At 63.0% G+C, this 23,575-nt stretch carries 23 protein-coding genes and 1 tRNA gene; 18 read left to right on the top strand and 6 right to left on the bottom strand.

The features are described from left to right. Positions 1-82 precede the first annotated feature (82 nt). A complete protein-coding gene (locus RVAN_RS04670) occupies positions 83-295 on the top strand; it encodes a DUF1674 domain-containing protein (RefSeq protein WP_013418608.1) in 213 nt (70 codons plus the stop codon). 339 nt (positions 296-634) lie between these two features. On the opposite strand, the gene ctrA is transcribed toward RVAN_RS04670, so the two are convergent. Beyond that, entirely contained in the window at positions 635-1,330 is a 696-nt protein-coding gene (gene ctrA / locus RVAN_RS04665; protein WP_013418607.1) for a response regulator transcription factor CtrA, read from the bottom strand. Positions 1,331-1,798: 468 nt separating this feature from the next. Between ctrA and RVAN_RS04660 the strand changes: the two genes are divergently transcribed. Further along, entirely contained in the window at positions 1,799-2,200 is a 402-nt protein-coding gene (locus RVAN_RS04660) for a flagellar export protein FliJ (RefSeq protein WP_037235330.1), read from the top strand. A 93-nt stretch (positions 2,201-2,293) separates the two neighbouring features. Here the strand turns inward: RVAN_RS04660 and RVAN_RS04655 are convergent, their stop codons facing one another. Next, on the bottom strand, positions 2,294-2,947 hold the full coding sequence (locus RVAN_RS04655; RefSeq protein ID WP_013418605.1) for a histidine phosphotransferase family protein: 654 nt from the start codon (positions 2,945-2,947) through the stop codon (positions 2,294-2,296). A gap of 199 nt (positions 2,948-3,146) precedes the next feature. On the opposite strand from RVAN_RS04655, the gene cysQ reads away from it, so the two are divergent. The 3 genes from cysQ (at position 3,147) to RVAN_RS04635 (ending at position 6,879) form a co-directional block, all read left to right on the top strand. Then, entirely contained in the window at positions 3,147-3,989 is an 843-nt protein-coding gene (gene cysQ / locus RVAN_RS04650) for a 3'(2'),5'-bisphosphate nucleotidase CysQ (RefSeq protein ID WP_013418604.1), read from the top strand. 163 nt (positions 3,990-4,152) lie between these two features. Then, complete coding sequence (locus RVAN_RS18690; protein ID WP_245258034.1) at positions 4,153-5,109, top strand: DUF1134 domain-containing protein; 957 nt, start codon at positions 4,153-4,155, stop codon at positions 5,107-5,109. Between the two features lie 162 nt (positions 5,110-5,271). Next, positions 5,272-6,879: a hypothetical protein gene (locus RVAN_RS04635; RefSeq protein WP_013418602.1), complete on the top strand. Its 1,608-nt coding sequence runs from the start codon at positions 5,272-5,274 to the stop codon at positions 6,877-6,879. 27 nt (positions 6,880-6,906) lie between these two features. On the opposite strand, the gene RVAN_RS04630 is transcribed toward RVAN_RS04635, so the two are convergent. Beyond that, the gene (locus RVAN_RS04630; RefSeq protein ID WP_013418601.1) at positions 6,907-7,668 is read right to left on the bottom strand and encodes a metallophosphoesterase family protein; all 762 of its coding nucleotides are present in this window, start codon (positions 7,666-7,668) and stop codon (positions 6,907-6,909) included. A 222-nt stretch (positions 7,669-7,890) separates the two neighbouring features. On the opposite strand from RVAN_RS04630, the gene RVAN_RS04625 reads away from it, so the two are divergent. The 3 genes from RVAN_RS04625 to RVAN_RS04615 are packed head-to-tail and all read left to right on the top strand — an operon-like array spanning position 7,891 to position 11,826. Beyond that, positions 7,891-9,057: a TAXI family TRAP transporter solute-binding subunit gene (locus tag RVAN_RS04625; RefSeq protein WP_013418600.1), complete on the top strand. Its 1,167-nt coding sequence runs from the start codon at positions 7,891-7,893 to the stop codon at positions 9,055-9,057. 50 nt (positions 9,058-9,107) lie between these two features. After that, positions 9,108-11,609: a hypothetical protein gene (locus RVAN_RS04620; RefSeq protein ID WP_013418599.1), complete on the top strand. Its 2,502-nt coding sequence runs from the start codon at positions 9,108-9,110 to the stop codon at positions 11,607-11,609. A gap of 4 nt (positions 11,610-11,613) precedes the next feature. After that, a complete protein-coding gene (locus RVAN_RS04615) occupies positions 11,614-11,826 on the top strand; it encodes a SlyX family protein (RefSeq protein WP_013418598.1) in 213 nt (70 codons plus the stop codon). A gap of 418 nt (positions 11,827-12,244) precedes the next feature. Here the strand turns inward: RVAN_RS04615 and RVAN_RS04610 are convergent, their stop codons facing one another. Together RVAN_RS04610 and RVAN_RS04605 are read right to left on the bottom strand one after the other, a co-directional pair. Then, a complete protein-coding gene (locus tag RVAN_RS04610) occupies positions 12,245-12,487 on the bottom strand; it encodes a DUF1150 family protein (protein ID WP_013418597.1) in 243 nt (80 codons plus the stop codon). Between the two features lie 180 nt (positions 12,488-12,667). Continuing rightward, a tRNA-Ala gene (locus RVAN_RS04605) sits at positions 12,668-12,743 on the bottom strand. 279 nt (positions 12,744-13,022) lie between these two features. Here RVAN_RS04605 and RVAN_RS04600 point away from each other — a divergent pair. Next, the gene (locus tag RVAN_RS04600) at positions 13,023-14,027 is read left to right on the top strand and encodes a zinc-dependent alcohol dehydrogenase family protein (protein WP_013418596.1); all 1,005 of its coding nucleotides are present in this window, start codon (positions 13,023-13,025) and stop codon (positions 14,025-14,027) included. A 100-nt stretch (positions 14,028-14,127) separates the two neighbouring features. Here RVAN_RS04600 and RVAN_RS04595 read toward each other — a convergent pair whose 3' ends face one another. Next, positions 14,128-14,520 carry a TIGR02300 family protein gene (locus RVAN_RS04595; protein WP_037235386.1) on the bottom strand — a complete coding sequence of 131 codons (393 nt, stop codon included), beginning with the start codon at positions 14,518-14,520 and terminating at the stop codon, positions 14,128-14,130. Between the two features lie 208 nt (positions 14,521-14,728). On the opposite strand from RVAN_RS04595, the gene aroA reads away from it, so the two are divergent. From aroA to trpA, 9 genes are all read left to right on the top strand, one after another. Continuing rightward, on the top strand, positions 14,729-16,108 hold the full coding sequence (gene aroA / locus RVAN_RS04590; protein ID WP_013418594.1) for a 3-phosphoshikimate 1-carboxyvinyltransferase: 1,380 nt from the start codon (positions 14,729-14,731) through the stop codon (positions 16,106-16,108). Continuing rightward, positions 16,105-16,734 (top strand): (d)CMP kinase, encoded by a 630-nt coding sequence (gene cmk, locus RVAN_RS04585; protein ID WP_013418593.1) that lies wholly within the window; start codon positions 16,105-16,107, stop codon positions 16,732-16,734. Before aroA ends, cmk begins: the two co-directional genes overlap by 4 nt. A gap of 190 nt (positions 16,735-16,924) precedes the next feature. Beyond that, positions 16,925-18,655 carry a 30S ribosomal protein S1 gene (gene rpsA, locus RVAN_RS04580; protein ID WP_013418592.1) on the top strand — a complete coding sequence of 577 codons (1,731 nt, stop codon included), beginning with the start codon at positions 16,925-16,927 and terminating at the stop codon, positions 18,653-18,655. 77 nt (positions 18,656-18,732) lie between these two features. After that, a complete protein-coding gene (gene sppA / locus RVAN_RS04575) occupies positions 18,733-19,719 on the top strand; it encodes a signal peptide peptidase SppA (RefSeq protein WP_013418591.1) in 987 nt (328 codons plus the stop codon). 4 nt (positions 19,720-19,723) lie between these two features. Beyond that, a complete protein-coding gene (gene ihfB, locus RVAN_RS04570; protein WP_013418590.1) occupies positions 19,724-20,056 on the top strand; it encodes an integration host factor subunit beta in 333 nt (110 codons plus the stop codon). A gap of 36 nt (positions 20,057-20,092) precedes the next feature. Next, entirely contained in the window at positions 20,093-20,455 is a 363-nt protein-coding gene (locus RVAN_RS04565; protein ID WP_013418589.1) for a hypothetical protein, read from the top strand. Between the two features lie 327 nt (positions 20,456-20,782). Continuing rightward, positions 20,783-21,478, top strand: coding sequence for a phosphoribosylanthranilate isomerase (locus RVAN_RS04560; protein WP_013418588.1), 696 nt, complete (start codon positions 20,783-20,785; stop codon positions 21,476-21,478). Further along, positions 21,462-22,697, top strand: coding sequence for a tryptophan synthase subunit beta (gene trpB / locus RVAN_RS04555; RefSeq protein WP_013418587.1), 1,236 nt, complete (start codon positions 21,462-21,464; stop codon positions 22,695-22,697). The genes RVAN_RS04560 and trpB overlap by 17 nt, the downstream gene beginning before the upstream one ends. A 30-nt stretch (positions 22,698-22,727) precedes the next feature. Beyond that, on the top strand, positions 22,728-23,549 hold the full coding sequence (gene trpA, locus RVAN_RS04550) for a tryptophan synthase subunit alpha (RefSeq protein WP_169309585.1): 822 nt from the start codon (positions 22,728-22,730) through the stop codon (positions 23,547-23,549). Positions 23,550-23,575: the final 26 nt, after the last annotated feature.

Raw genomic sequence — 23,575 nt, 5'->3', positions numbered from 1 at the left:
GCGCCGCGCCGTCTGGCATTTCGGTGCATGAACGCCGCCTGAAGGCTTGCGATCGCGCCCCAAGTTGCGCATTCTCCACCTCATGACAGCAGAAAACACCGAGAAGACCGAGCCGGACGACGTCGAAATCGAGCGACGTCGGAAAGAGGCGGCCAAACGCGCGCTAGCCGAAGCGGACGCGCGCAGGCTCGCGGCGGGCGAACCGGAGAGGCCGCGCGAGATCGGCGCGCGCAAAGGTCTCGAACCTACGCGGTTCGGCGATTGGGAGAAGAAGGGGATTGCGTCCGATTTCTGAGCGCCTCTGGGGCTTCGGCGCGTGCGCATGAGGGGGTTCGCTTTTTGCGATAGGACCGCTGAAGGCGCTTTTGCAAATTTGATCGCGCGCTCAGAACTCAGCCGAAGCCGCTCCGGCATTGACACAAACCAAATCCCCGGTGGCGGTCACGGACCAAGGGGCGGCGCAAATAAACATCCTCGCCGGGGCTCAGATCCGCGCCCGGTCGCGACGGACGCACACACATCCGAACGCGACTGACACTGGCCGAACACGTCGGCGCGACTCGATCAACTTTTCGTCAAGGGATTCACGCGGGGGGATTGCGGGTTCCCCCCAGCGGGACACACGTCGCGAGAGTTACGCGGCGGCCTGCTCTTCTTTCGGGTCGCGAAGCACATAGCCACGGCCCCACACGGTTTCTATGTAGTGCTGGCCGGTGTTCGCCGTCGCGAGCTTCTTACGGAGCTTGCAGATGAACACGTCGATGATCTTAAGCTCAGGCTCGTCGATACCGCCATACAGGTGGTTGAGGAACATTTCTTTCGTGAGCGTCGTGCCCTTGCGGAGCGACAGCAGCTCAAGCATCTGATATTCCTTGCTCGTCAGATGCACGCGGTTGCCGTCAACTTCGACCGTCTTGGTGTCGAGGTTCACGATGAGGCTGCCGGTCTGGATGACAGACTGCGCATGGCCCTTGGAACGGCGCACGATAGCGTGGATGCGCGCAACGAGTTCGTCCTTGTGGAACGGCTTCGTCAGGTAATCGTCGGCACCGAAACCGAGGCCGCGAACCTTGTCGTCCACACCGCCCGAACCCGACAGAATCAGGATCGGCGTCTTGATCTTGCTGACGCGTAGCGCGCGCAAAACCTCGTAGCCGCTGATATCAGGTAGGCCAAGATCAAGTAAAATTATATCATAATCGTAGATTTTCCCGAGGTCGACGCCTTCCTCTCCAAGATCTGTCTGGAAGACGTTGAAACCCTCTGACAGCAGCATGAGCTCAATGCTCTGAGCCGTTGCGCTGTCGTCTTCGATGAGAAGCACCCGCATAAGGAATCCCTCGCTAGCAACACGTGTATACCGCAATGACGCGAGACTCAAGGTCTTTTCCGCGCCGTGAAGCTTAACTTCAGAACCGACATTAACGCATGAAAGGTTAAGAAATCTTAAGCTTACTACGCAGACGAGTGTCCCGCGCTACATTTCGCGCGCAGGCTTAAGGATAGGACTGAGATCGTGAATAAATCAGAAACTTGCCGGCAGAAACGCTGCCTGAGGTTGTGCCCTCTCCTCGTCGCAAATCAAAAGTGCCCCCAACGACGAATCGACGACACCGGTAATGTGACCCAATTCGCCGAGTGATCCAACCGCCAATTCCTTTAGGAATTACTAAGACGAACGCTGTTGCAAACAGGCGACGTTTCACGGTTGGTTAATGGTTTTGCGGGAAACTGGCCTGGAACTGGATGTTACAGCCCATCGAGTGAAGCGTAACCGGAGTCGGGGCCTCGTACGAGTATGATGGAAACAGTTAATTCCAATCAAATCCAGCGGTTTGAGTACGAGGAGAAGCGACAGCAGGTCAGCGACCTGGAGTTGATGATCGCGGACTTCGCACGCATGGCAAATGATCTTGAGCAGCAGATCAAGATCGAGCAACAGACGTCGGGTATCTCCGACGTAAACCACTTCGCCTACCCGACATTTGCCCGCGCTGCAATGACGCGGCGCGACAACCTCCGGTCGTCCATCGCTGAGCTTGAAAAGCGCCTCGACCGGGCGCGGCAGGAGGCGCTCGACGCGTTCGAGCAGTTGAAACTGTCGGAATCGGCGGGCGATCTGGAAGCACAGCGGCAGGTGAAGCCCGGCAGCCGCAGGAAGCCGCCGAAGCATCTCGGAAGCCACGCAAGCACGCGCTAGAGGTGCGAAATTGAATTAGCGCGTCCTTCATGCCGCAACACCGGCGCGAACCGAAGCCCGCTTCGTGCCCGCGCTTCAGTGCGCGCCCAAACCCTAGCGCGGTTCGAGCGTGAACAGGATATCTTCGCCTTCCTTCAGCGCTGAAAGCTTCAGCGAAGCTTCAGTCGCGAGGCGCGTGGCGTAATATGCGATGACGAGCCGTCCGTCGATGGTGCGCGTCATATCGCCCGCGAACACTTCCGCGACACCTTCCGGCACGCGCGCGGCGCGCCCACGGCACAGGATAATGAGCTTGAAGCGGCTGCGCCCGGCTCTCGTCTTCGACGCGGAAAGCCCAAGATAATAGTCTCCACCAGCGGGCAGGGCGTTGATCGACACGCCAAGCAGCGCCATCAGAAGCCGCGCGTGCTCCTTCTCGATCTCGGGCACATTCGCTTGCCAATGGAGGCGGCGCTTGCCGTTTTCGAGGTAGCGCCGGGCGACCTGTTCGATATGCTGGACCGGGACGAGCGCGCCGAGGCTCGATGATACGCCGAATGCGAGACGGTTGAAGTCGAGCTGCGCCCAGGCCGCCTTAGCGCTGTTCTGGATCAACTCCAGCGCATAGAAGCGCGTGTCCTCGTCGTTTTCTTCTTCGAGGAGTTCGAGTCCGTTGTTGATCGCGCCGATCTGGCCTGCGAGGTCGTGGCAGATCTTGCTCGATATCAGCGCGGCAAGGGCTGTGTCGTCGAGTCTCGCGTCGGTCACGATCATTCCTCCTGCGGAAAGCACGCGGGTTGCGTTCGCACTCGCACTTGTGGCAAGAGCCGCCATGGCGCTGCCGTACAGGCACCATGATTTGGCCTTGCTCTTCAACCTCTCATACTAAAAAAATGCGCCACACGGCACAAAGTTACGAGCACGCCGGGCGAGACTCTCTCTTACCCTTAATCACGAAAGACACACAGTGAGCTTCGACGCGTCCGACATACGTGAACTCGGGCTATGGGGTCTCCCCCTCGCGCAGCGGGCGGGCGCCGTCATCATGGACATCTATACGACGAGTCCCGAGGTGCGCTACAAGGCGGACCGCTCGCCCGTTACCGACGCGGATGTCGCCTGCGAACATATAATCCTCAAGGCTCTTTCGAGGCTGGCCGCCGATATTCCGGTTGTCGCGGAGGAGGCGCTGTCGTGCGGCGCAGCGCCGAAGATCGAAGATCGCTTCTTCCTCGTCGATCCGGTTGACGGCACGAAGGAGTTCATCCGGGCGAACGGCGAGTTCACGGTCAACATCGCGCTGGTGGAGAATCACGCCCCGGTGTTCGGCCTCGTTTATGCGCCCGCGTTCTCGGACTGCTACGTGACGCTCGGGACCGACCGCGCGGTGAGGGTGAAGCTCGTGCCGGACCATCATCCCGAGCCGCGCCCAGACTACGCATTCGAGCCTATCTCCGGCGAGCGGCCGGGGTCGCGCGACTTCACGGCCATCGTCAGCCGCTCGAATCAGACGCCCGAAGCCGAGCGTTTTATCCGGCGCATCGGCGGTCCGCCGTGCATGCGCATGGGATCGTCGCTCAAGTTCGGCGTTCTCGCGCGGGGAGACGCCGATGTGTATCCACGCTTTGCGCCGACGTCCGAATGGGACATCGCGGCGGGCCAAGCGCTGGTGAACGCGGCTGGCGGGTGTGTGCTCACCGAAGCGGGCGCGCCGCTCGCTTACGGCAAGGTCGACCGCCACTTCGCTAACCCGTCCTTCATAGCGTGGCGGCGGCGCGACGAGGCCGAGGCGATGCTTCGGGCCGAGTAACGCGCTTTCACGCGTTCGTCGGCGGACAGGTGACGGACTCTTCGGCGGGGCCAAAATTCGGCCTCAAAAAAACGACACCAGCGAAGATGTGCTGCGTAGGGGCGATTCTGCCTTTCGCGCTTTCCTTCGGTCGCGCCGTGTTTCGCCACGGGATGCGGCCCCCGTGGCAAGCGCCGCCGATAAAGACCGCCAGTTGCAAATCTGGCGATGCAACCGGATTTCCACCATGACGCGCCACCGCAGGATTTCGCTTCTCGCCTTCGGCACCGTGGCCCTTCTGGGGCTGGCAGCCGCTCACGCGATCAGCGCCGAAGCTCAGGACTACCTCCCGCCGCAGCAATATCAGGGCGAGGCGCCTCGCTCGCTGCGTCCGCCACAACAGTCACAGCAACAGACGACGGCGACGCCCCCGCAATCCGGTGCGTCAGGCCAGCAGAACGGCGCCTATGCGGGGCAGGGCAGCGGCGCAGGCGCGCCTCCGCAGGGTAATGGCGCGTATACGGCGCAGAACACCTACGTGCCGCCGTCGAACGACAACCCGGGCTACGGCCAGCCTTACAGCGCGCCGCCTGCGCAACCGACGGCGCAATGGGGCGAGCCAGTCGACGGTCCCGGCGGGCCGCCGCCACGCGAGCGCGCCACCTATTCTTCGAGCGAGATCCTCGACGAGGGGCATCGTTTCTTCGGCGGCGTGTCGGAAGGGCTGGCGAAAGTGGTGGAGCACGCGTTCCAGCGCTACGGCCGCCCGACCGGATATATCCTTGGTGAAGACGCGGGCGGGGCGATCATCGCGGGCCTGCGGTACGGAGAAGGCACGCTTCACACAAAAATGTATCCGACCCAGAAAGTGTACTGGCAGGGTCCGTCGATCGGCTACGATTTCGGCGCGGCCGGCTCAAAAACGCTCACACTCGTCTACAACCTTACATATCCTGCGCAAATTTTCGAGCGCTTCGCGGGCGTCGATGGTTCGGCCTATCTCGTGGGCGGCGTCGGCATAACCTTTCAGCAACACGACGATGTCATTCTCGCGCCCATTCGCGCCGGCCTGGGGTTGCGTTTTGGGGCCAATGTCGGTTATCTCAAATACACGCCGTCGCCGACCTGGAACCCGTTCTAGGCTCTCAGCCTCGCGACCGGACGGACGTCGCCCGGTCTTTCGGCTTTCGGAGATTTGCGGACTCCGCGCGGGAACGCAGACGGATAAGGGGCAAGTCGGCGAGGCAGCGCTCCATTCGTCGCCGCGCGCCGTGGCAGGCTGCAAGGAGGGGAGCCCAGTTTCATGATCCAGGCAGCCATGCTGATCGCACTGGGATTTCTGATCGCGAGCCTGATCGGGGTGTTGCTCGCTCCGTCATTGTGGGCGCGCGCGACGCGTCTCTCGCGCAAGAAGCTCGAAAGCTCACTCCCGCTTACCCTGTCAGAGATTCAGGCCGCGCAGGATCAACTCCGCGCGTCCTATGCCGTCCGCATGCGCCGCCTCGAAACGGCGCTCGCCAGCGCAAAGCAGAAGGCCGCGAACCAGCTGGTCGATAATAGCCGGTTGCAGATGGACATCGCGGGCCTCAAGGACCGCATCGCCGAAATCGACCTCCAGCTTTCCGAACGGCGGAATGCGGCGACGGTTCTCGAACAGCAGATCACGAAGCGCTTCCCCGAACTCGACGGCGAAATCACGCGCGCCAAGGCCGAGTTGCAGGAGCGCGGCTATGAGCTTCAGGATGTGACGAATCGGCTGGCGCGTCGCGAAGAGGAACTCGACGCCGCGAAACGCGAGGCCGCATCCTATCAGGAAGAACTTGGCCGCATGCGCGAGGTGCTCGAACGGAGCAGCGGCGCGGACAAGGGCGGTCGCAGACTTCGGCGCGCCTCGCAATGGACCCTCGACGATTACAAGGCCGAATATGACCGGCTCAATATCGAACTGTCGAGGCTTCGCCAGCAACTCGCGCAGCTTCAGGATCGCGACTCGCAGCAGGTTGGCGTTATCAAGGGCGAATTGCAGAAGCTCGCCGAACTCATCATGATCTCGGCGCAACCGCGCCCCGCTCCCCAGCCGACGCCGCCGGAGCCGCAGGTGCGTCGCGCCGCGATCCTTACCGAACAGCGCCGCCATGGCGCGCATGCCCGCCCGAAGCCGCTGCCGCAGGGTCAACCGGCTTCGCTGACGGCTCGGCTGAGGCTCAACGGCGAGGCGGCGAGCGGTGCATCGCAACCGGCTCCGTCATTCGCGGTGCCGTCATCGAACCCGCCGGTTCTCGCTCCCGTCGCAACGACGCGCGATGAGGGCGCGGAGCCCGTACAAGGCGCGAAGTCTCCAAATGCCGCCGGACCAGACGAGCGCGTGCTGAACGGTGCGGCGCAGCACGAGACCTCTCAGCCTGGCTCAGCCGCCGCTGATCGCGAAAATCAGGCGTTGGGCGTGCGTTCCGATACCCCGGGCGACGCGGCTTCTCCTCCGAGCGAAACAACCTCCCGCTCGTCGCTCCTCAAGGGCGTAACGACGACAGACGAGGCCACCGGCGAGGCCGGCATGCAAGCGGATCGCGGGGAGGCGCCAGCCGGGCAGGCGGCTGCGGAGATTCCGCCGAAGCCGGACACGGAGGCTTCGACTTCCGCTTCCCTCCCGGCGATCCAGGAAGAGCGAAAGCACGGCAAGGCTCTCGCGGGCATCGAATTCGACAACGCTGCGCTGACGCTCGCCGCAATCGCCGCCGTCAACGGAGGAGCGCGTCCGCTGGCTGCGAAGGCGGAAGATCCCGCATCTCCGGTAGCGGACGATGTCGAGTTCGTCGGGCCTCCGTTCCGAACCTCGGACAAGACCGGCGCGCGGACGCTCGTAGAACGCATGCGAGCGGCTTCGGAAGAGCCCGCGGAAGCGAAGGATTAGGGGCGGCGCCTGTCTCTCCGCCGAGGCTCAGCTCGCCGTGGATAGAATCCAGCGCTCCGTCCCCTCAAGGCCCACAGCCGTAAGCCTGTTCGACTTGAACGCGTAGGTGTCTACGCCGATGCGGTTCGGGAGAAGCTGCGGTTCGCGTGCTGGCGTATGGCCGTGAACGACCACAGCGCCGAAATCCTCATCCGAAGTGAGAAACGGATCGCGTATCCACAGCAGATCTTCTTCACGCTGCTGGTCGAGCGGGACGCCGGGTCGCACGCCGCCGTGGACGAAGAAATAGCCGCCGATCCGAAAGCTTGGCTTGAGATTGCAATAGAAGGAAAGGTGGCTCGCGGGCAGCGCCTCGCGAAAGCGGGCCGAAGCTTCCTGAAGCCCGGTGGGCGTGCCGCGTGTGGCGAACCGCACGAGATCGGGATCGAGGCCATAGGACAGCAGCGCCGCATCGCCCCCGTTCTTCAGCCAGAAATTGTCCGGCGTTGCGTCGTAAAGGAAGGACATCAGCAGGGCCTCGTGATTGCCCTTGATGAAGACAGGCGACAGTGCCTCGCCCAGTTCGCCGATGAACGCATCCACAACTTCCTTCGACGAAGGCCCGCGATCGACGTAATCACCGAGAAAAACAATCAAGGCGGGCCGGATGCCGCGCTCGTGCTGGTCCGCGTCTACAAGATCGAGCATGATTTCGAGGAGGTCCAGACGGCCGTGGATATCGCCGACGGCATAAACGCGCATCCCGTCGGGGACGCTCGCGGCAAAGCTGCCGCTATCTGTTAGTCGCAAACGAAGTCTCCTTGCAATACCGCGCCAAAGCGCGATACTCCTTGGCCCAAGCAGGGCAAACCGCCAGCATTATGGCACAGTTTCGCCGCTTTTCTCACTCAGTCATCATGGTGGCTAGCGTTTGGAATTCATGCCGCTGGCAGATGTTGATTGTTCCCGCTTAAGTTGTCCCTTGCAGCCGCGTGGTTGTGAGGGTCAATCATCACGTAAAGAGGATCAGGGATGGTGCTCCGGCTTCTCGCGACAAGCCTTCTCATCTTGTTTTTTGAGAGTGGCACCGCTTTGGCGCAGGCTCCGGCGCGTCCCAATACTCCGGCTCCTCAGGCGACCGGTGCGCCTCAGGCTCAGAAGCCGAGCGCGGCGGGCGCGGTGGGCATCGTGACCGGCGATGTGGAGAGCACCGGGATCAGGATGGCGGCCGACCTCGCCCGTCTCCTCGACAGCGACAATGATCTGCGGGTCATTCCGATCGCCGGCAAAAGCCCAGTGCAAAATATCAGCGACCTTCTTTCGCTTCGCGCCATCGACGCCGCCATCGTCCAGTCCGATGTGCTGGCGTACTTCCTGAAGACGGGCAGGCAGCCGAACGTCCAGACGCGCATGCTTTACATTGCGAAGCTCCATTCCGAGGAGTTTCACGTTCTCTCGCGCATGCAATTTACCTGCCTCCAGGATTTGAACGAGCGCCGGGTCAGCTTCGGCCCACGCGAAAGCGGCAGCGCTATAACGGCCGAGTCGGTGTTCGAAGCGGCTGGCGTTCGACCGGACGTGCTCTATCTCGACCATGAAGACGCGATCGAGAAGCTCAAGAGAGGCGAAATCGACGCGCTGGTGTCGGTCAGCGGCAAGCCATCGCGCGCTTTCGACCGGATCAGCCACCGCGACCGCGTCCATTTTCTCGATGTGGAATATTTGCCGAGCCTCCAGCAAAGCTATCTTCCTGCCATTATTACGAAGGAAGACTATCCAGAACTGGTGGCGCCGAACGAAAGCGTTGCGACAGTCGGTGTTTCGACCGTGTTGTTCGTTCACAACTGGCATCCGCAATCGGAGCGCTTCCGCAATGTTTCCCGCTTCGCCGAGAAGTTCCTGACGAACTTCGAAACGCTGAAGGCGGGCACGTTCAACCCGAAGTGGCGCGAGGTCAATATTCGCGCGCCGCTTAAGGGGTGGACGCGGTTCCAGCCCGCCGAGCGCTGGCTCGTCGCCAACGCAGCTGCGAAGGCGCAGACGGTGACCTCTCCGCAGGCTGCGGCACAGTTAAAAACGATGCTGCAAAAGTTCGTGGAGAGCCAACGCGGCAGTGGAGCGGACGAAGAAGAGCTATTTAATCAGTTCGTTCGGTGGTATCAGCAGCAGGGAACGCAACCACCACCTCGCCAGCAGTGATGAGGGGCCCGGACGGGACGTTAGGCGGGATTTCCCGACAGGAGCAGATCATGCCGGAGACAGGCAAGCTCGAAGAGCACAACGAGACGGCTCGCGAGACGCTTGAGCCTCTCGTCGAGACGAAGGACGAGACCGCGACGGAAGCGGCGGACGCGCCGTCGGGGGACGAGGCACTTGATGAGCAGGCGGACATCCTCGCCACTCAGGGCGCGGCCGAGGCGGCGACGAAACCGGTCGAGACTCCGGCTGTTTTTGCGCTGCTGAACGACGCGCTGGAGATCCCGGTCGAGCTGCAGGACGCAGCCGACGCTTCGTCACCGTCAGACGCTTCAACGATTGATGCGAGCATCCCCGAAGATGTCGCGCCTACAGAGGCAGCGCCGGAGGCGGTTGTCGCTGCTCCAGAAGCGATCGCGAGCGAAGACGTGGCGATAGAAGACGCGGCGCCCGATGAAGCACCCGTCGCGGTAGCAACGGTTGAGGCGGAGTCGCCCGATCAATCCGGCGATGAGACGCCCGCAGCCGCAACAGATTTTCCAGTCGAAGAGGCATCGGGTGAGCTTCCGCCCGATTTGACCGACTGGGACGGCATCGACGACTTTGCCGACAGCATCGTGACCGGTCTCGAACAGGCCGGAATTCCGATTGACGCGGACGCTTCGTTAGCGCAGCTCGCCGGGCGTGCGGCGGACGAGCCCGGTCTTCCCGAGGATCACGAAGCCTTTTTCGCCGGGTGGGGCGACAACGGCGGAGAATCGGACGCCGCGCGCACAAAAGCGGCCGAATCGCTGGCCGCCGCTACGGTCGCGCGGGAGGGTGCGTCAGACGAACCCGATCAGGGATATCAGTCACTTACCGAAATCGGCCTTGCCTCGGCAGCGTCGGCTGCTGCGGACCTTCCGAGCAGCCAGCCCGACAAATTGTCCGAGAAGCATGACGAACTTGCCGACGCCGTGCAGTCGGCGCTCGAAAGCATCTATGGCGGCATGTCATCCGGGCTCGCTCAATCGGGCGGAGCGGCATTCGGGTTCGCAGGCGTGGGCCGCAGTGCCAGCGCAGCGGGCAAACCGGAACCGGCTTCTTCCACTGGCGGCCTGGGCGAATCGCTGTCGCCGCAGGATGTCATCCTCAGCTATTTCGATTACGAGGCGAAAAAACAGGCCGCGCGGCCCAGCGCCGACAGTGTTTTGTCCGCTGCACCGACGCAGACGCCGACGCGTCCCGCTGCCGAGGCTTACAAGCCCGAGCCACGGACCTATCGTCCCGAGCCGGAGCCTTCCGCCGCTCCGCAATGGGTGCCTCCGCAAAACTCGCTCTATCAAGGCGCGCCCGCATATCCCGTTCCGGCCGGTGTCGTAGCGCCGCCTCCGCCTGCAGCTGCTCAAAGCAGCAGCCGGGTTCTCGGCGCCGCTGCTATCGGCCTTGTCGGCGGCATAGCCATCGCCGCGTCTCTCGCGGTCTTCGTGATCAATGCTTACGGACCTCAGCTCGCCAAGACAGCTACGGCGACACGCGCGCCCGATTCGCCCGAACCGGGATACGGCCCGCCGATCCGCTTCGACATCGATCAGCAGGCCGCAACCTCCTTCGAAGCGCGCGCTCTGGCGGAGCCGGCCCGCATAGCGGTCGCGGACTCATCCGCGACGCGAGGGCAACCTGCGCCGCTCGCAATCACGGTGCGACCCGAGCGATTGCGCGAACAAGCCCTTGTCAGCATCACCGGCGTGCCTTCGGGCGCACGTCTCAACGCGGGCGTGGACGCAGGCGGCGGCAATTGGCTCCTGCCGCCGAACCGCCTGAACGGGCTTACCATCAACCTGCCGCAGAACGCGCCCGAGACGGTGCCGCTTGCCGTCGAACTGGTCGATACAAAGTCCCGCACGCCACTTTCCGACCGGCAGGAATTCGCGGTCCGCATCGGAGCGCCAAGACTCGCCGCGTCCGAGGCCGAGCGCTTCACCAACGCGGTGAGCAGCATGGCGATGTCCGAGATCACGGCAGGCCCCGAGTCGCAGAGGCCGCAAGCCTCGCCGCCGTCCTTCAGCACACAGACAGTCTCAGCCGCGACGCCAGCACCGCGCCGCGCTCCCGCCGCGGTCGATCAGCCGTCGATATCCGCTCTTGCCGCACCTGCTGCGTCTTCGCCCGCCGCCGAGCCCGAAAGGCCGGTTTCGGTCGCTCCGCCAGCGCCCATCAGGCAGGCGGCGCTCGCGCCTCAGCCTCAGCCCGAGCCGGAACGCTTGGTCTCCCGAAGCGCAACGTCGGTTACGGAGATCGAGGATCTGATCCGCGAAGGCAACAAGCGCATGCGCGAAGGCGACATCCTTCAGGCGCGGCAGTTCTATCAGAAGGCCGTGATTTCGGGCGACCCGGAGGCGGCGCTCGCCATGGGGCGCTCCTACGATCCGATCTATTTCGCGCGCATCGAAAAGAAGAATGCGGAGCCGGACGCGGCGAGGGCCTTCGATTGGTATCGCAAGGCCATGGATGGCGGCGCGGTCCAAACCGCGAAGGTCAGGATCGAGAACCTCAAGCACTTCCTGAACGAGTAGACGCATGGCCGCCGACAAGGACGCGCGTCTGACGGCGCTTGAGGAGATCGTGGCGCATCAGGCGCGCGCGCTCGACGAGATGTCGGATCAGATGGCGCGCCAGTGGCGGATCATCGATTCGCTCAAGGGGAAACTGGAGCGCCTGACGGAGCGGTTTCAGGCCGTGGAAGAGCAGACGCTCGGCGCTCCGCCCATCACCAAGCCGCCGCATTACTGAGCTGCCCGCCGAAGTGGGAGGGCGGGAGCGCAGGTGCATGGCATTCCCAGACGGGTGACCTCGCCGCCTGATATGGGTCATGCCATGCCTGATCCAGCGGTTCTTGCGCGACCCGGCACTCGTGTCGATAGCCCCCAACCTCCTGCAGAACCAGTAGGTGCTTGTCGAAGGCAACCTCCAACCGGGGCCCTTGACGTCGTAGACCCCTCCTTAACTAAACGCTGCCGCAAGGCTGCGCGGGGCCGGCCAAACGAAGCCGCCTGCTTCCGGTTGACGCCTTCCATCGGCGTTTCCACTGATGCGCGCTCGGTCGCAAAAAGTTGATGAGAGGAAGGATATAAAAAAACGGCCGCCCCAAGGCGACCGCATTCTGTCCACAGCGCGAGTTAGCGCACCGCGAGCAGTCCGCCATGCGAGCCTAATGAAGCGTCACAAGCTCCAGATCGCTCTCTTCGACATTCTCAAGCGCGGCGGAACGGCTATCGGTCAGCACCATGGGCGTTCCATCGGCCGACACGACGGCATAAAGATCGATGCCTTCAGGCAAGCCGCCAAGTTGCGGGAAAAGCTCCGCAACTTCCTTAGCCTTGAGCTGCTTGATGTAAGCGAATTCGCCTTCGCCCCAGGCTTCGAGCTCGAAATCTTTCAGGGGTTCTTCCACGATAAGCACCTCCTCGTGCCAACTGCACACTTCGGCCTGTCTGCCCTCCGCCCGCTTGGCGAGACGATAGAGAATCCGTCCGAGGTGGGACGTGACGTGTTAAAGCGGCATATATGCTCGACACGCGCGCTTTCAAGAAAAGCGACCGCATCAGGAAGAATAACACACAACCTGGGATTTTGGTGGAGCCAGGCGGGATCGAACCGCCGACCTCTTGAATGCCATTCAAGCGCTCTCCCAGCTGAGCTATGGCCCCATAAGACTCCCGCATTCTGGGAGAATGCGGTGGGCGGCTTTGGAAGCGCCGCCGTTGCGTCGGAGCTACTTAAAGCGTTGGCGCCTGCACCGCAAGCAAAAACAGCGCTCTGAGGCGTTCTTCCGCGAAGTTTTTCGAAGGCCCCGCGAACTTCGACGAGCGCGAGCGACCGCGTCGCAAATTTTCACGCACGGTTGTTGGATGCGGGGGCTTTTCCACAGGAAAGCGGGATGACGTAATAGCTTCCCGGCATTACTTAAAGTTGAGAAAGGTAAGATCATGACCGACACCATGAAGGCGATCGTCCTCAGCAAATTCGGCGGCTTCGACGCTTTTGAAATGCGCGACGTTTCCGTACCGGCCATCGGATCTCGCCAGATCCGGGTGCGCGTTCACGCCACCGCCATCAATCCCCTGGACTATCAGATCCGGCGTGGCGACTACGCCGACTCCGTGCCGCTCCCCGCCATTATCGGTCACGACGTTTCCGGTATCGTGAAGGACAAGGGGTCGGATGTAAGCGAGTTCGACATAGGCGACGAGGTTTATTACACGCCAAAGATCTTCGGCGGCCCCGGTTCGTACGCGGAACAGCATGTTGCGGATGTCGATCTGGTCGCCCGCAAGCCGCACAACATCAACCATCTGGAGGCCGCCAGCCTGACGCTCGTTGGAGGCACCGTCTGGGAGGCCTTGGTGAGCCGTGCCCAGCTTGCCGTTCGCGAGACCATTCTGATCCACGGTGGCGCCGGCGGCGTGGGTACAATAGCGATCCAGCTTGCCAAGGCGATGGGTGCGCGGGTCATCACGACGGCGCGCCGTAGCAACCATGAATTCGTGCGTTCGCTCGGAGCGGACGAAGTGATCGACCACGCCTCCGATGACTACGTCACCGCCGTGGCGGATCTGACGCAAGGGCAAGGGGTGAACGTCGTGTTTGACACCATCGGCGGCGACACCCTGACGAGAAGCGCGCTCGCCCTCGCGGATGCCGGACGGGTTGTCAGCATCGTCGACATCGCGCAGCCGCAGAACCTGATCGAGGCTTGGGGTAAGAACGCCGCCTACCATTTCGTGTTCACTCGTCAAAACCGAGGCAAGCTCGACGCTCTGACAAACCTTGTCGAACGCGGCCTGATCAAGCCGGTGATCGGCGCGGTGCTTCCTCTGGCTCGGATCGGCGAAGCGCATGAACTGCTCGAAGGCGGCGGCTCGCGTGGGCTTCGAGGTAAGGTGGCGATCGATGTTGTGGGCCAGACTGTCCAGCTTCCCACGCCGCGATAATTACTTCGACAAGACGGCGGCATTTCCCAAAATACCATTCTTCGCCGCCGTCCCGCTCGATTACAGCGTCGCTGGCAGGCACCAGCGCGAATCACTTCGATCAGACGTCGTCGTCCTTGCCACCGCTGACGAAGGGCACGTCGGCTTCGCTCTCGTCTTCGGCTTCGAGGAAGGTTTCGTCGTCGGCGCCGGTGTCGATATCGGCCTCGTCGTCGGCAACGTCGGCGAGATCGCCGCCTTCGATATCGGGCAGTTCCTCTTCGCGCGCCACCTCGTCGAGCGGCACGAATTCGAGCCCGCCGCGGCCCGCATCCAGCACCGCGTCGTCATCGGCGTCGAGATTGTTGCCAGCCGGGAGCCGCGAAGGCACGCCGCCGTCCTGATAAACAGCCTGACAGGCCGGACAAACGATGGGATCGCGGTTGAGATCGTAGAATTTGGAGCCGCAGGATTGGCAAACCCGCTTGGTGCCGCGCTCAGCTTTCAGGGACATCGGTTTTGAGCTTTCTTGAGGGTTCTTCCATGGCGCGCCGCGCCGCATTGTGTTTCGGATAGTCAGCATCGCCGCCGCCTGTCAAAGGCAAAGCGCGAAGCGCGCAGAAATTGTGCCGCATTCGCCCCAAGCCGATTGACAGTTTTCGCCGAGATGGGTCTATGACGGCTGCGTTTGTTTTCTACAGAAAGACAGGGGCTCTCCGCCGATGTCCACCCACGCAGCCGACGTAAGGCCGCTAATGTCGCGAAAGTCGGGACGATTGCAAGGGGCGGTTGTTGTCCCGGGCGATAAATCCATTTCGCATCGCGCTCTGATCCTCGGCGCGCTGGCCGAAGGACGCACCCGAATCACGGGGCTTCTCGAAGCCGAAGACATCCTGTGTACGGCGCGCGCGCTCGAAGCGCTGGGCGCGGGCGTCGAGCGCGACGCGGATGGCGCATGGACCGTCACGGGCCGCGGCCTTGGCGGACTCGCAGCGCCCGCGGGCGACCTCGACTTCGGCAACTCGGGCACCGGCGCACGCCTCATGATGGGCGTCGTCGCCGGGCACCCGCTCGCCGCGCGCTTCACTGGCGACGCGAGCCTGCAAAAGCGCCCGATGGGCCGCGTGCTCGCGCCGTTGCAAAGCATGGGCCTCGCCATCGAGGAAGAAGGCCGCAACACGCTGCCGCTGACGCTTGTCGGAACGGGGGATCTGGTGCCGATCAGCTACCGCCTGCCGGTGCCGTCCGCGCAGGTGAAGTCGGCCGTACTGCTCGCGGGGCTGTTCGCGAGCGGCGAGACGAGCGTCATCGAGAGCGAAAAGTCGCGCGACCACACCGAGAAGATGCTGCGTTATTTCGGGGCGGAAATTTCGGTCGAGCCGTTCGAGGGCGGCCTTCGCATCGCGCTCGAAGGGCGGCGCACGCTCCAAGGCCAGCCAGTCGCGGTGCCGGGGGATCCGAGTTCGGCGGCGTTCCTCGTCGCGGCGGCGCTCATAACGCCCGCGTCCGACATCCTCGTGAAGAATGTGCTGGTGAACCCGACGCGCACGGGCTTCTACGAGACGCTCGCCGAGATGGGCGCGGACATCAGCTTCGAAAACGAGCGCGAAGTGAGCGGCGAACCAGTCGCCGACATCCGCGCCCGGACGAGCGAACTTCGCGGCGTGACGGTGCCAGCGGCCCGCGCGCCCTCCATGATCGATGAATACCCGATGCTGGCGGCGCTCGCGACCCTTGCCGAGGGCGAGACCCTTATGGAAGGCCTCGCCGAGCTTCGCGTAAAGGAAAGCGACCGGCTCGCGGCCATGGTCGACGGGCTTGTCGCCTGCGGAGCGATAGCGCATGCGCGCGGCGACACGCTCACCGTGCTGGGCTTGCCGAAGGTGCGCGGCGGCGCTACCATCAAGACCCACATGGACCACAGGATCGCGATGTCGTTCCTGGTGCTGGGCCTTGCAACCGAGGAGCCGGTGACTGTCGACGACGCGTCGATGATCGCGACGAGCTTCCCGGAATTTCGCACTCTGATGCAACAGGTGGGCGCGACGCTCGACGAGCCGGGGCAGGCTTCGAACGAGGCGCGTGGGAAAGACCACGAATGATAATCGCAATCGACGGAACGGCGGCGGCCGGAAAAAGCACGCTCGCGCGCCGTGTAGCGCAGACCTACGGGCTGCCGCATCTCGACACGGGCTCGCTCTATCGCGCGGTTGCGCGCGACGTGATGGCGGCGGGACATTCGCTCGAAGATGCCCGCGCAGCGGCCTTCGCGGCAAAGAGAATCGACCCGTCGACGCTTGGCGACCCGAATCTCCGCCTCAGGGGCAATGGCGAGGCCGCGAGCGTCGTGGCGGCAATCCCGGACGTGCGCGCCGCGCTTCTCGAATTCCAGCGGGCGTTCGCCAATCAGCCCGGTGGCGCGGTGGTCGAAGGCCGCGACATCGGCACCGTCGTCTGCCCGGACGCAGAAGCGAAGATCTTCGTCACCGCGTCGGCGGAAAGCCGCGCAGCCCGGCGTCACCGCGAACTTGTGGGCTACGGCGTCGAAATAACCGAGCAGGTTGTGCTCGCCGAGATCAAGGCGCGCGACAAGCGGGACAGCGAGAGGGCCGTGTCGCCGCTGAAACCGGCTGAGGACGCGCTCTTGCTCGATACGACCGAGTTGGATATAGAAAAAGCCGTTGCCGCCGCTCTTCACCTTATTGATAAAGTGGCGCGTCGCGGATAAATCATGCTAAGCCCGCCAACGGGTTCGGCGTGATCCGTTCGCGTCTCGAAAGTCGATCCGCAGAGTTGACCGGCGGGCGGCAAATCTGAATTCGCATTTGTGACGGCATCGGGGAAACCGCGCCCCCGGAGGCCGCCTGTCTTCAACCTCTAACGCATACCCCAGGCCACAAGGCCAAATCGGAGTTTTAATGACTGCAACGCAAACAATAGAGCCAAAGGCCAAGGAGTATAATCCGACCGTCGACGACTTCGCCGCTCTTCTCGATGAATCGCTTTCCGGCTCCGCGCCGAGCGAAGGCGCGGTGGTGAAGGGTATCATCGTCGCGATCGAAAAGGATTTGGCGGTTATCGACGTCGGCCTCAAGACCGAAGGCCGCGTGCCGCTCAAGGAATTTGGCTCGTCCGTCGCCAACCCGACCATTCATGTCGGCGACGAGGTCGAGGTTTACGTCGAGCGCATCGAAAACGCGATGGGCGAAGCGGTTCTTTCGCGCGAGAAGGCTCGCCGCGAAGATAGCTGGACGAAGCTCGAACAGAAATTCAACGCCGGCGAAAAAGTCGAAGGCGTGATCTTCAACCGCGTGAAGGGCGGCTTCACCGTCGACCTCGACGGCGCGGTAGCCTTCCTTCCCGGCTCGCAGGTCGATATCCGTCCGATCAAGGACGTGACGCCGCTCATGAACGTGCCGCAGCCCTTCCAGATCCTCAAGATGGATCGCCGTCGCGGCAATATCGTCGTGTCGCGCCGCTCCGTTCTCGAAGAGACGCGCGCCGAGCAGCGTAGCGAAATCGTCGCCAAGCTCGAAGAGGGCCAGGTGGTCGACGGCGTCGTCAAGAACATCACCGATTACGGCGCGTTCATCGACCTCGGCGGCATCGACGGCCTGCTTCACGTCACCGATATGGCGTGGAAGCGCGTCAACCATCCGACCGAGATCCTGAACGTCGGCGACACGGTGAAGGTGCAGATCGTCCGCATCAACCCCGAGACGCAGCGCATCAGCCTCGGCATGAAGCAGCTCGGTTCCGACCCGTGGTCGGGCATCGAAGCGAAATATCCGATCGGCGGCAAGTTCACGGGCACCGTCACGAACATCGCCGACTACGGCGCGTTCGTGGAGCTGGAACCCGGCGTCGAAGGCCTGATCCACGTCTCCGAGATGAGCTGGGTCAAGAAGAACGTCCACCCCGGCAAGATCGTTTCGACGAGCCAGGAAGTGGAAGTTCAGGTTCTCGAAGTGGACGCTTCCAAGCGCCGCATCTCGCTCGGCCTGAAGCAGACGCAGGAAAACCCCTGGAACACGTTTGCGGACACGCATCCGAAGGGTTCCGAGGTCGAAGGCCAGGTTCGCAACATCACCGAGTTCGGTCTGTTCGTGGGCCTCGAAGGCGGCATCGACGGCATGGTGCATCTGTCGGATCTCGACTGGTCCCGTTCTGGCGAGGAAGCGATCAAGGAATACAACAAGGGCGACACCGTTCGCGCTGTTGTGCTTGAGACCGACCCCGAGAAGGAACGCATCAGCCTCGGCATCAAGCAGCTGGCCACCGATCCGTTCCAGTCCGCGTCCTCGACGCTGAAGAAGGGCTCCATCGTCACCTGCGAAGTTATCGAGGTGAAGGATGCCGGCATCGACGTGAAAATCGCGGGCACCGATATGACGGCGTTCATCCGCCGCGCTGATCTGTCCCGCGATCGCAGCGAACAGCGTCCCGAGCGTTTCTCCGCCGGCGACATGGTCGATGCGGTTGTCACACAGGTGGACAAGGGCGGGCGCAAGATCGGTCTTTCGATCAAGGCGCTGGAAATCGCCGAAGAGAAGGAAGCCGTCGCTCAGTTCGGTTCGACCGACAGCGGTGCTTCGCTCGGCGACATCCTTGGCGCTGCGCTCAAGGCGCAGACCAAGGACAAGGAGTAGGCCGTATTGCGCGAAGGCGCGCTTGAGCGGCATGGCCCGTGCAAATCATTGCGCGGGCCTCGTTCGAAGGTGAATGCATGACCTTGGATTCAGACATTCTCATCGACCGTCGCCGTCTCAAGCGTCGCCTGACCGTTTGGCGCGTGCTTGCCATCGTCGCGTTCGTCGCCGCGCTTGCTTTCGCGGGCGCACGGTCGGGCGGCGACGACGGCGCATCTGGCTTCGGGATCGGGCGCGACCACATCGCGCGCGTCACGATCTCGGGCTTTATCGGCGATTCGAAGTCCCGGCACGACATGCTGGAAAAGCTTCGCAAGGACGACAACGTGAAGGCGGTCATCGTCGCCGTGGATAGCCCCGGTGGCACCACGACCGGCGGCGAGGCCCTGTACGAAGACCTGCGCGAACTCGCGAATGCCAAGCCCGTCGCTGCCGTGTTCGGCACAATGGCGACGTCGGCGGCCTATCTCGGCGGCATCGCCACGGATTATATCGTCGCGCGCGGCAATACGATCACCGGCTCCGTTGGCGTTATCTTTCAGTGGGCCGACGTCTCAGAGCTCCTCAGCAAGGTTGGCGTCAAGGTCGACGAGGTGAGAAGCGGCGCGCTCAAGGCGAAGCCGTCGCCGTTCACACCCGTGGACGATGCGGCGCGTGCGCTGACGGAACAGCTCGTGAAGGACAGCCAGGGCTGGTTCGTGGGGCTGGTCGCGGAGCGGCGCAAAGCCGCAGTATCGTCCCTCGAAGACATCAAGACCGGCCGGATCTACACGGGTAGGCAAGCGGCGCAGGTCGGGCTTATTGACGCGATCGGAGATGAGCAGGTTGCCATCAAATGGTTCACCGACGCCCGCAAAGTGCCGTCTGGCCTGAAAGTGCGGGACTGGAAGCCCGGACAATCCGTGTCCTCACTGCTTTCTGCGTCGATGTCGAGCCTCGCGCTGAAGCTCGGCGTCGCGTCTCTTGTCGACGCGGCTGTGCTCGAAGGCCTGGACATCCTGAAGGACCGTCCGCTTGACGGCTTATTCTCCATTTGGCACCCTCAGCTCAGCAATGTGAGATAAATGTATGATTAAGTCCGAGCTGATTGAGAAACTTGCCGCGACGAACCCTCATCTCATGCACCGGGATGTGGAGAAGATCGTGAATGTGATTTTCGAAGAGATTACTGGCGCGCTGACCAAGGGCGACCGTGTCGAGCTGCGCGGCTTTGGCGCATTTTCCGTCAAGCACCGCCCCGCTAGGGTCGGCCGTAACCCGAGGACAGGGGATCAGGTTTCCGTGCCTGAAAAGTTCGTCCCCTATTTCAAGACAGGCAAAGAGCTGAGAATCAGGCTTAATCCGCCCGAGGCTCCTGCCGAGAAGCCGAAAGGCCGCAAGAAGGCAGCGAAGGCATCCTAACTCTGGCGACAGGCGGCCGCTTCGGCCGATGCATCCATGAAACGTTTCCTCATCTTCGTTCTTCTTCTGATCATTGGCGCGGTCATCGCTGCTTTCGCGGTCGCGAACCGGCACGACGTCTCCTTCGTCGTCGATCCGTTCATCGACCGCGACATCGCGTTCAAGGTGAACCTGCCGTTCTACGCCTTCCTGTTTGGCGCGGCTTTCCTTGGCGCTATCGGAGGCTGGATCGTCGCGTGGCTCGGTCAGGGCCACTGGCGCAAGGCCGCCCGCGACACGCACAGGGAGGCGGCCATCTGGAAGCAGGAGGCCGAGAAGCTCAAGCGCGGACTCGAGCAGGCTTTGCCGAAGCCCGGTGCCGCGCAGCCCCAGCAGCGAGCGCTTCGCTCCATCCGCTAGGGCCGTTCCTCCGCCGAGGCTTTGTCAGGCGGATTGGAGGGCTGGTTTACGCGGGCAATCGATGTATGAGACTTAGCGCGTTTCGACGGTCGCGAATGCCAGGGCAGATTGAGGCGCATTGCCTGTTCCAAAGTGAGCGCGGGTTTTGTGAAATCTTAGTCTTGAGCAATGACCAGGCGGCGCGTTGCGATGCCGTCGAACGATAGCAATCCAAGATTTCGCGCTTCCCAGGAACGCGGAAGCCGGAGTGAAATCACAGATGGCGCGGTTTCGCTCCGCCACGATCTGGTGAGGCAGACATAAGCCATCTCGACAGCTTTTGAGAGCATGACCGTTTCCGTCAAAATCTGCGGACTTTCAACCGAGGATACGCTCGAAGCGGCGATCTGCGCGGGCACGGACTATGCGGGCCTCGTGTTTTTCCCGAAAAGCCCGCGCAATGTTTCGGTCGACCGGGCCGCGGAACTTGCAACGCTCGCGCGCGGGCGTATCGCCATCGTTGCGCTGACGGTCGATGCCGACGACGCGCTTCTCGAAGCGATCAAGACCCGCGTCGCGCCCGACTTCTTCCAGCTTCACGGCCGCGAAAGCGCCGAGCGCGTGGCCGAAATCCGCCGCCGCTTCGGCACGCGAATCATCAAGGCGGTGAAGGTCGGGAGCCTCGACGATATCGAGGCCTCCCGCGTTTTCGAACCCACCGCCGACATCGTGCTGTTCGATGCACCGCCGCCTCGCGCGCCCGACGCACTTCCCGGCGGCAACGGTATTTCGTTCGACTGGACGTGGCTCGCGAAGGCGCAACCCAGACCCGATTTTATGCTTTCAGGCGGCCTCGACCCTGATAATGTGCGGCTCGCAATTGCCACGAGTTGTGCCCGAAGCGTCGATGTTTCGTCAGGCGTCGAGCGCGCTCCCGGCGTCAAGGATCCGGACCTCATCGCCCGCTTCGTCCGCGCCGCCAAACATCTTGAACCAGTCGCCGCGACCGCGGCGGAAGAGGATCGACATGGACCCCATCGCTGAAACGCCGCTGCATCTGAACAGTTACCGCACCGGCCCGGACGAAAGGGGTCATTTCGGGCTTTACGGCGGACGCTTTGTTGCCGAAACGCTGATGCCGCTCATCCTCGAACTCGAAGCGGCGTATGAGGCGGCCAAGGTCGATCCCGCATTTCACGCGGAACTCGCAGACCTCAACGCCCATTACGCAGGCCGGCCCAGCCCGCTCTACTTCGCGGAACGGCTCACGCAGCACCTCAGCGGCGCGAAGGTGTACTTCAAGCGCGAGGAACTGAATCATACCGGCTCGCATAAGGTAAACAACTGCCTCGGCCAGATCCTGCTGGCGAAGCGCATGGGCAAAAAGCGCATCATCGCGGAAACGGGCGCGGGCCAGCACGGCGTCGCGACGGCCACGGTGGCCGCGCGTTTCGGCCTGCCTTGCGTGATATACATGGGCGCGACGGACATCGAACGGCAGAAGCCGAACGTGTTTCGCATGCGGCTTCTCGGCGCGGAAGTGCGGCCGGTCATCTCGGGCACCGGCACGCTGAAAGACGCCATGAACGAGGCGTTGCGCGATTGGGTGTCGAATGTCGAGGACACGTTCTACATCATCGGCACGGTGGCCGGTCCGCATCCCTATCCCGCCATGGTGCGCGATTTTCAGGCCGTCATCGGGCAGGAAACCCGCGAGCAGATGCTTGCGGCGGAAGGCCGCCTGCCGGATACGCTGGTTGCGGCCATCGGCGGCGGCTCGAATGCGATGGGTATTTTCCACCCCTTCCTCGACGATCCGAGCGTAAAGATGTTCGGCGTGGAAGCCGCGGGCAGGGGCCTCGATGTGCCGAACGGGCATTGCGCCTCGCTCAACGGCGGCAAGCCCGGCGTGCTGCACGGCAACCGCACCTATCTGCTGCAGGACGGCGACGGCCAGATCCTTGAAGGACATTCGATCTCGGCGGGCCTCGATTATCCGGGCATCGGGCCCGAGCATAGCTGGCTGCGCGACACCGGCCGCGTGACCTATGTATCGGCGACGGACCGCGAGGCGCTGGATGCGTTCCAGCTGTGCACGCGGATCGAGGGCATCATCCCCGCGCTCGAACCCGCCCACGCGCTCGCCTATGTGACAAAACTTGCCCCCACCTTGCCGCCGGACGATCTCCTCGTTATGAACATGAGCGGACGGGGCGACAAGGACATCTTCGCCGTTGCCGGTCATCTCGGAATGGACATCTAGCGCACACGCGCGCTCTTAAGGCTCAAGGCGATCATGCATCGGCTCGCGACAGTCTTCGAAGAATTGGCGGCTCAAGACCGCAAGGCTTTCGTCACCTTCATTACGGCTGGCGATCCCGACACCGCCACGTCTCTCGAAATCCTCAAGGGTCTGCCGGGGGCGGGCGCGGATGTCATCGAACTTGGCATGCCGTTCTCCGACCCCATGGCGGACGGCCCGGCGATCCAGCGCGCGTCGCTGCGGGCGCTGCACGCCGGTCAGGACATGCACAAGACGCTCGCCATGGTGCGCGCCTTCCGCGAGACGAACAAAACGACGCCCATTGTGCTTATGGGCTACTACAACCCCATATACGTCTATCCGGTGGATAGTTTCCTCGCCGACGCGGTCGAGGCGGGCGTCGACGGGCTGATCGTGGTCGACGCGCCGCCGGAAGCGGACGACGAGCTTTGCATCCCGGCCCTGAACGCCGGATTGAATTTCGTTCGCCTCACAACGCCGACGACAGACGACCATCGCCTCGGCGCCGTACTCGCGAACACGAGTGGCTTCGTCTATTACGTGTCGATCACGGGCGTGACCGGAACGCGCGCGCCCGACCTCGAAGCGGTGGCGAAGAACGTGGCTCGCATCAAGGCGAGAACCAGGCTTCCCGTCGCGGTCGGCTTTGGTGTGCGCACGCCCGAACAGGCGAAGTCCATCGCGAGCGTCGCCGACGGTGTCGTCGTCGGCTCCGCGATCGTAGATGCCATCGCCCAGAGCCTTGACGACAAGGGGCGTGCGACCGAACTAACCGTAAGCTCCGTGCTCACACTGGTCGAAAAGCTCTCCGCCGGCCTGAAGGCAGCCTGAACACTAGCGAAGATGGCCTCCCACGA

It is taken from the genome of Rhodomicrobium vannielii ATCC 17100 (assembly GCF_000166055.1).
In the GTDB taxonomy this organism is placed as follows: domain Bacteria; phylum Pseudomonadota; class Alphaproteobacteria; order Rhizobiales; family Rhodomicrobiaceae; genus Rhodomicrobium; species Rhodomicrobium vannielii.
Note: the sequence above shows the minus strand (reverse complement) of the source record. Positions and strands in the feature narration are given on the sequence as shown.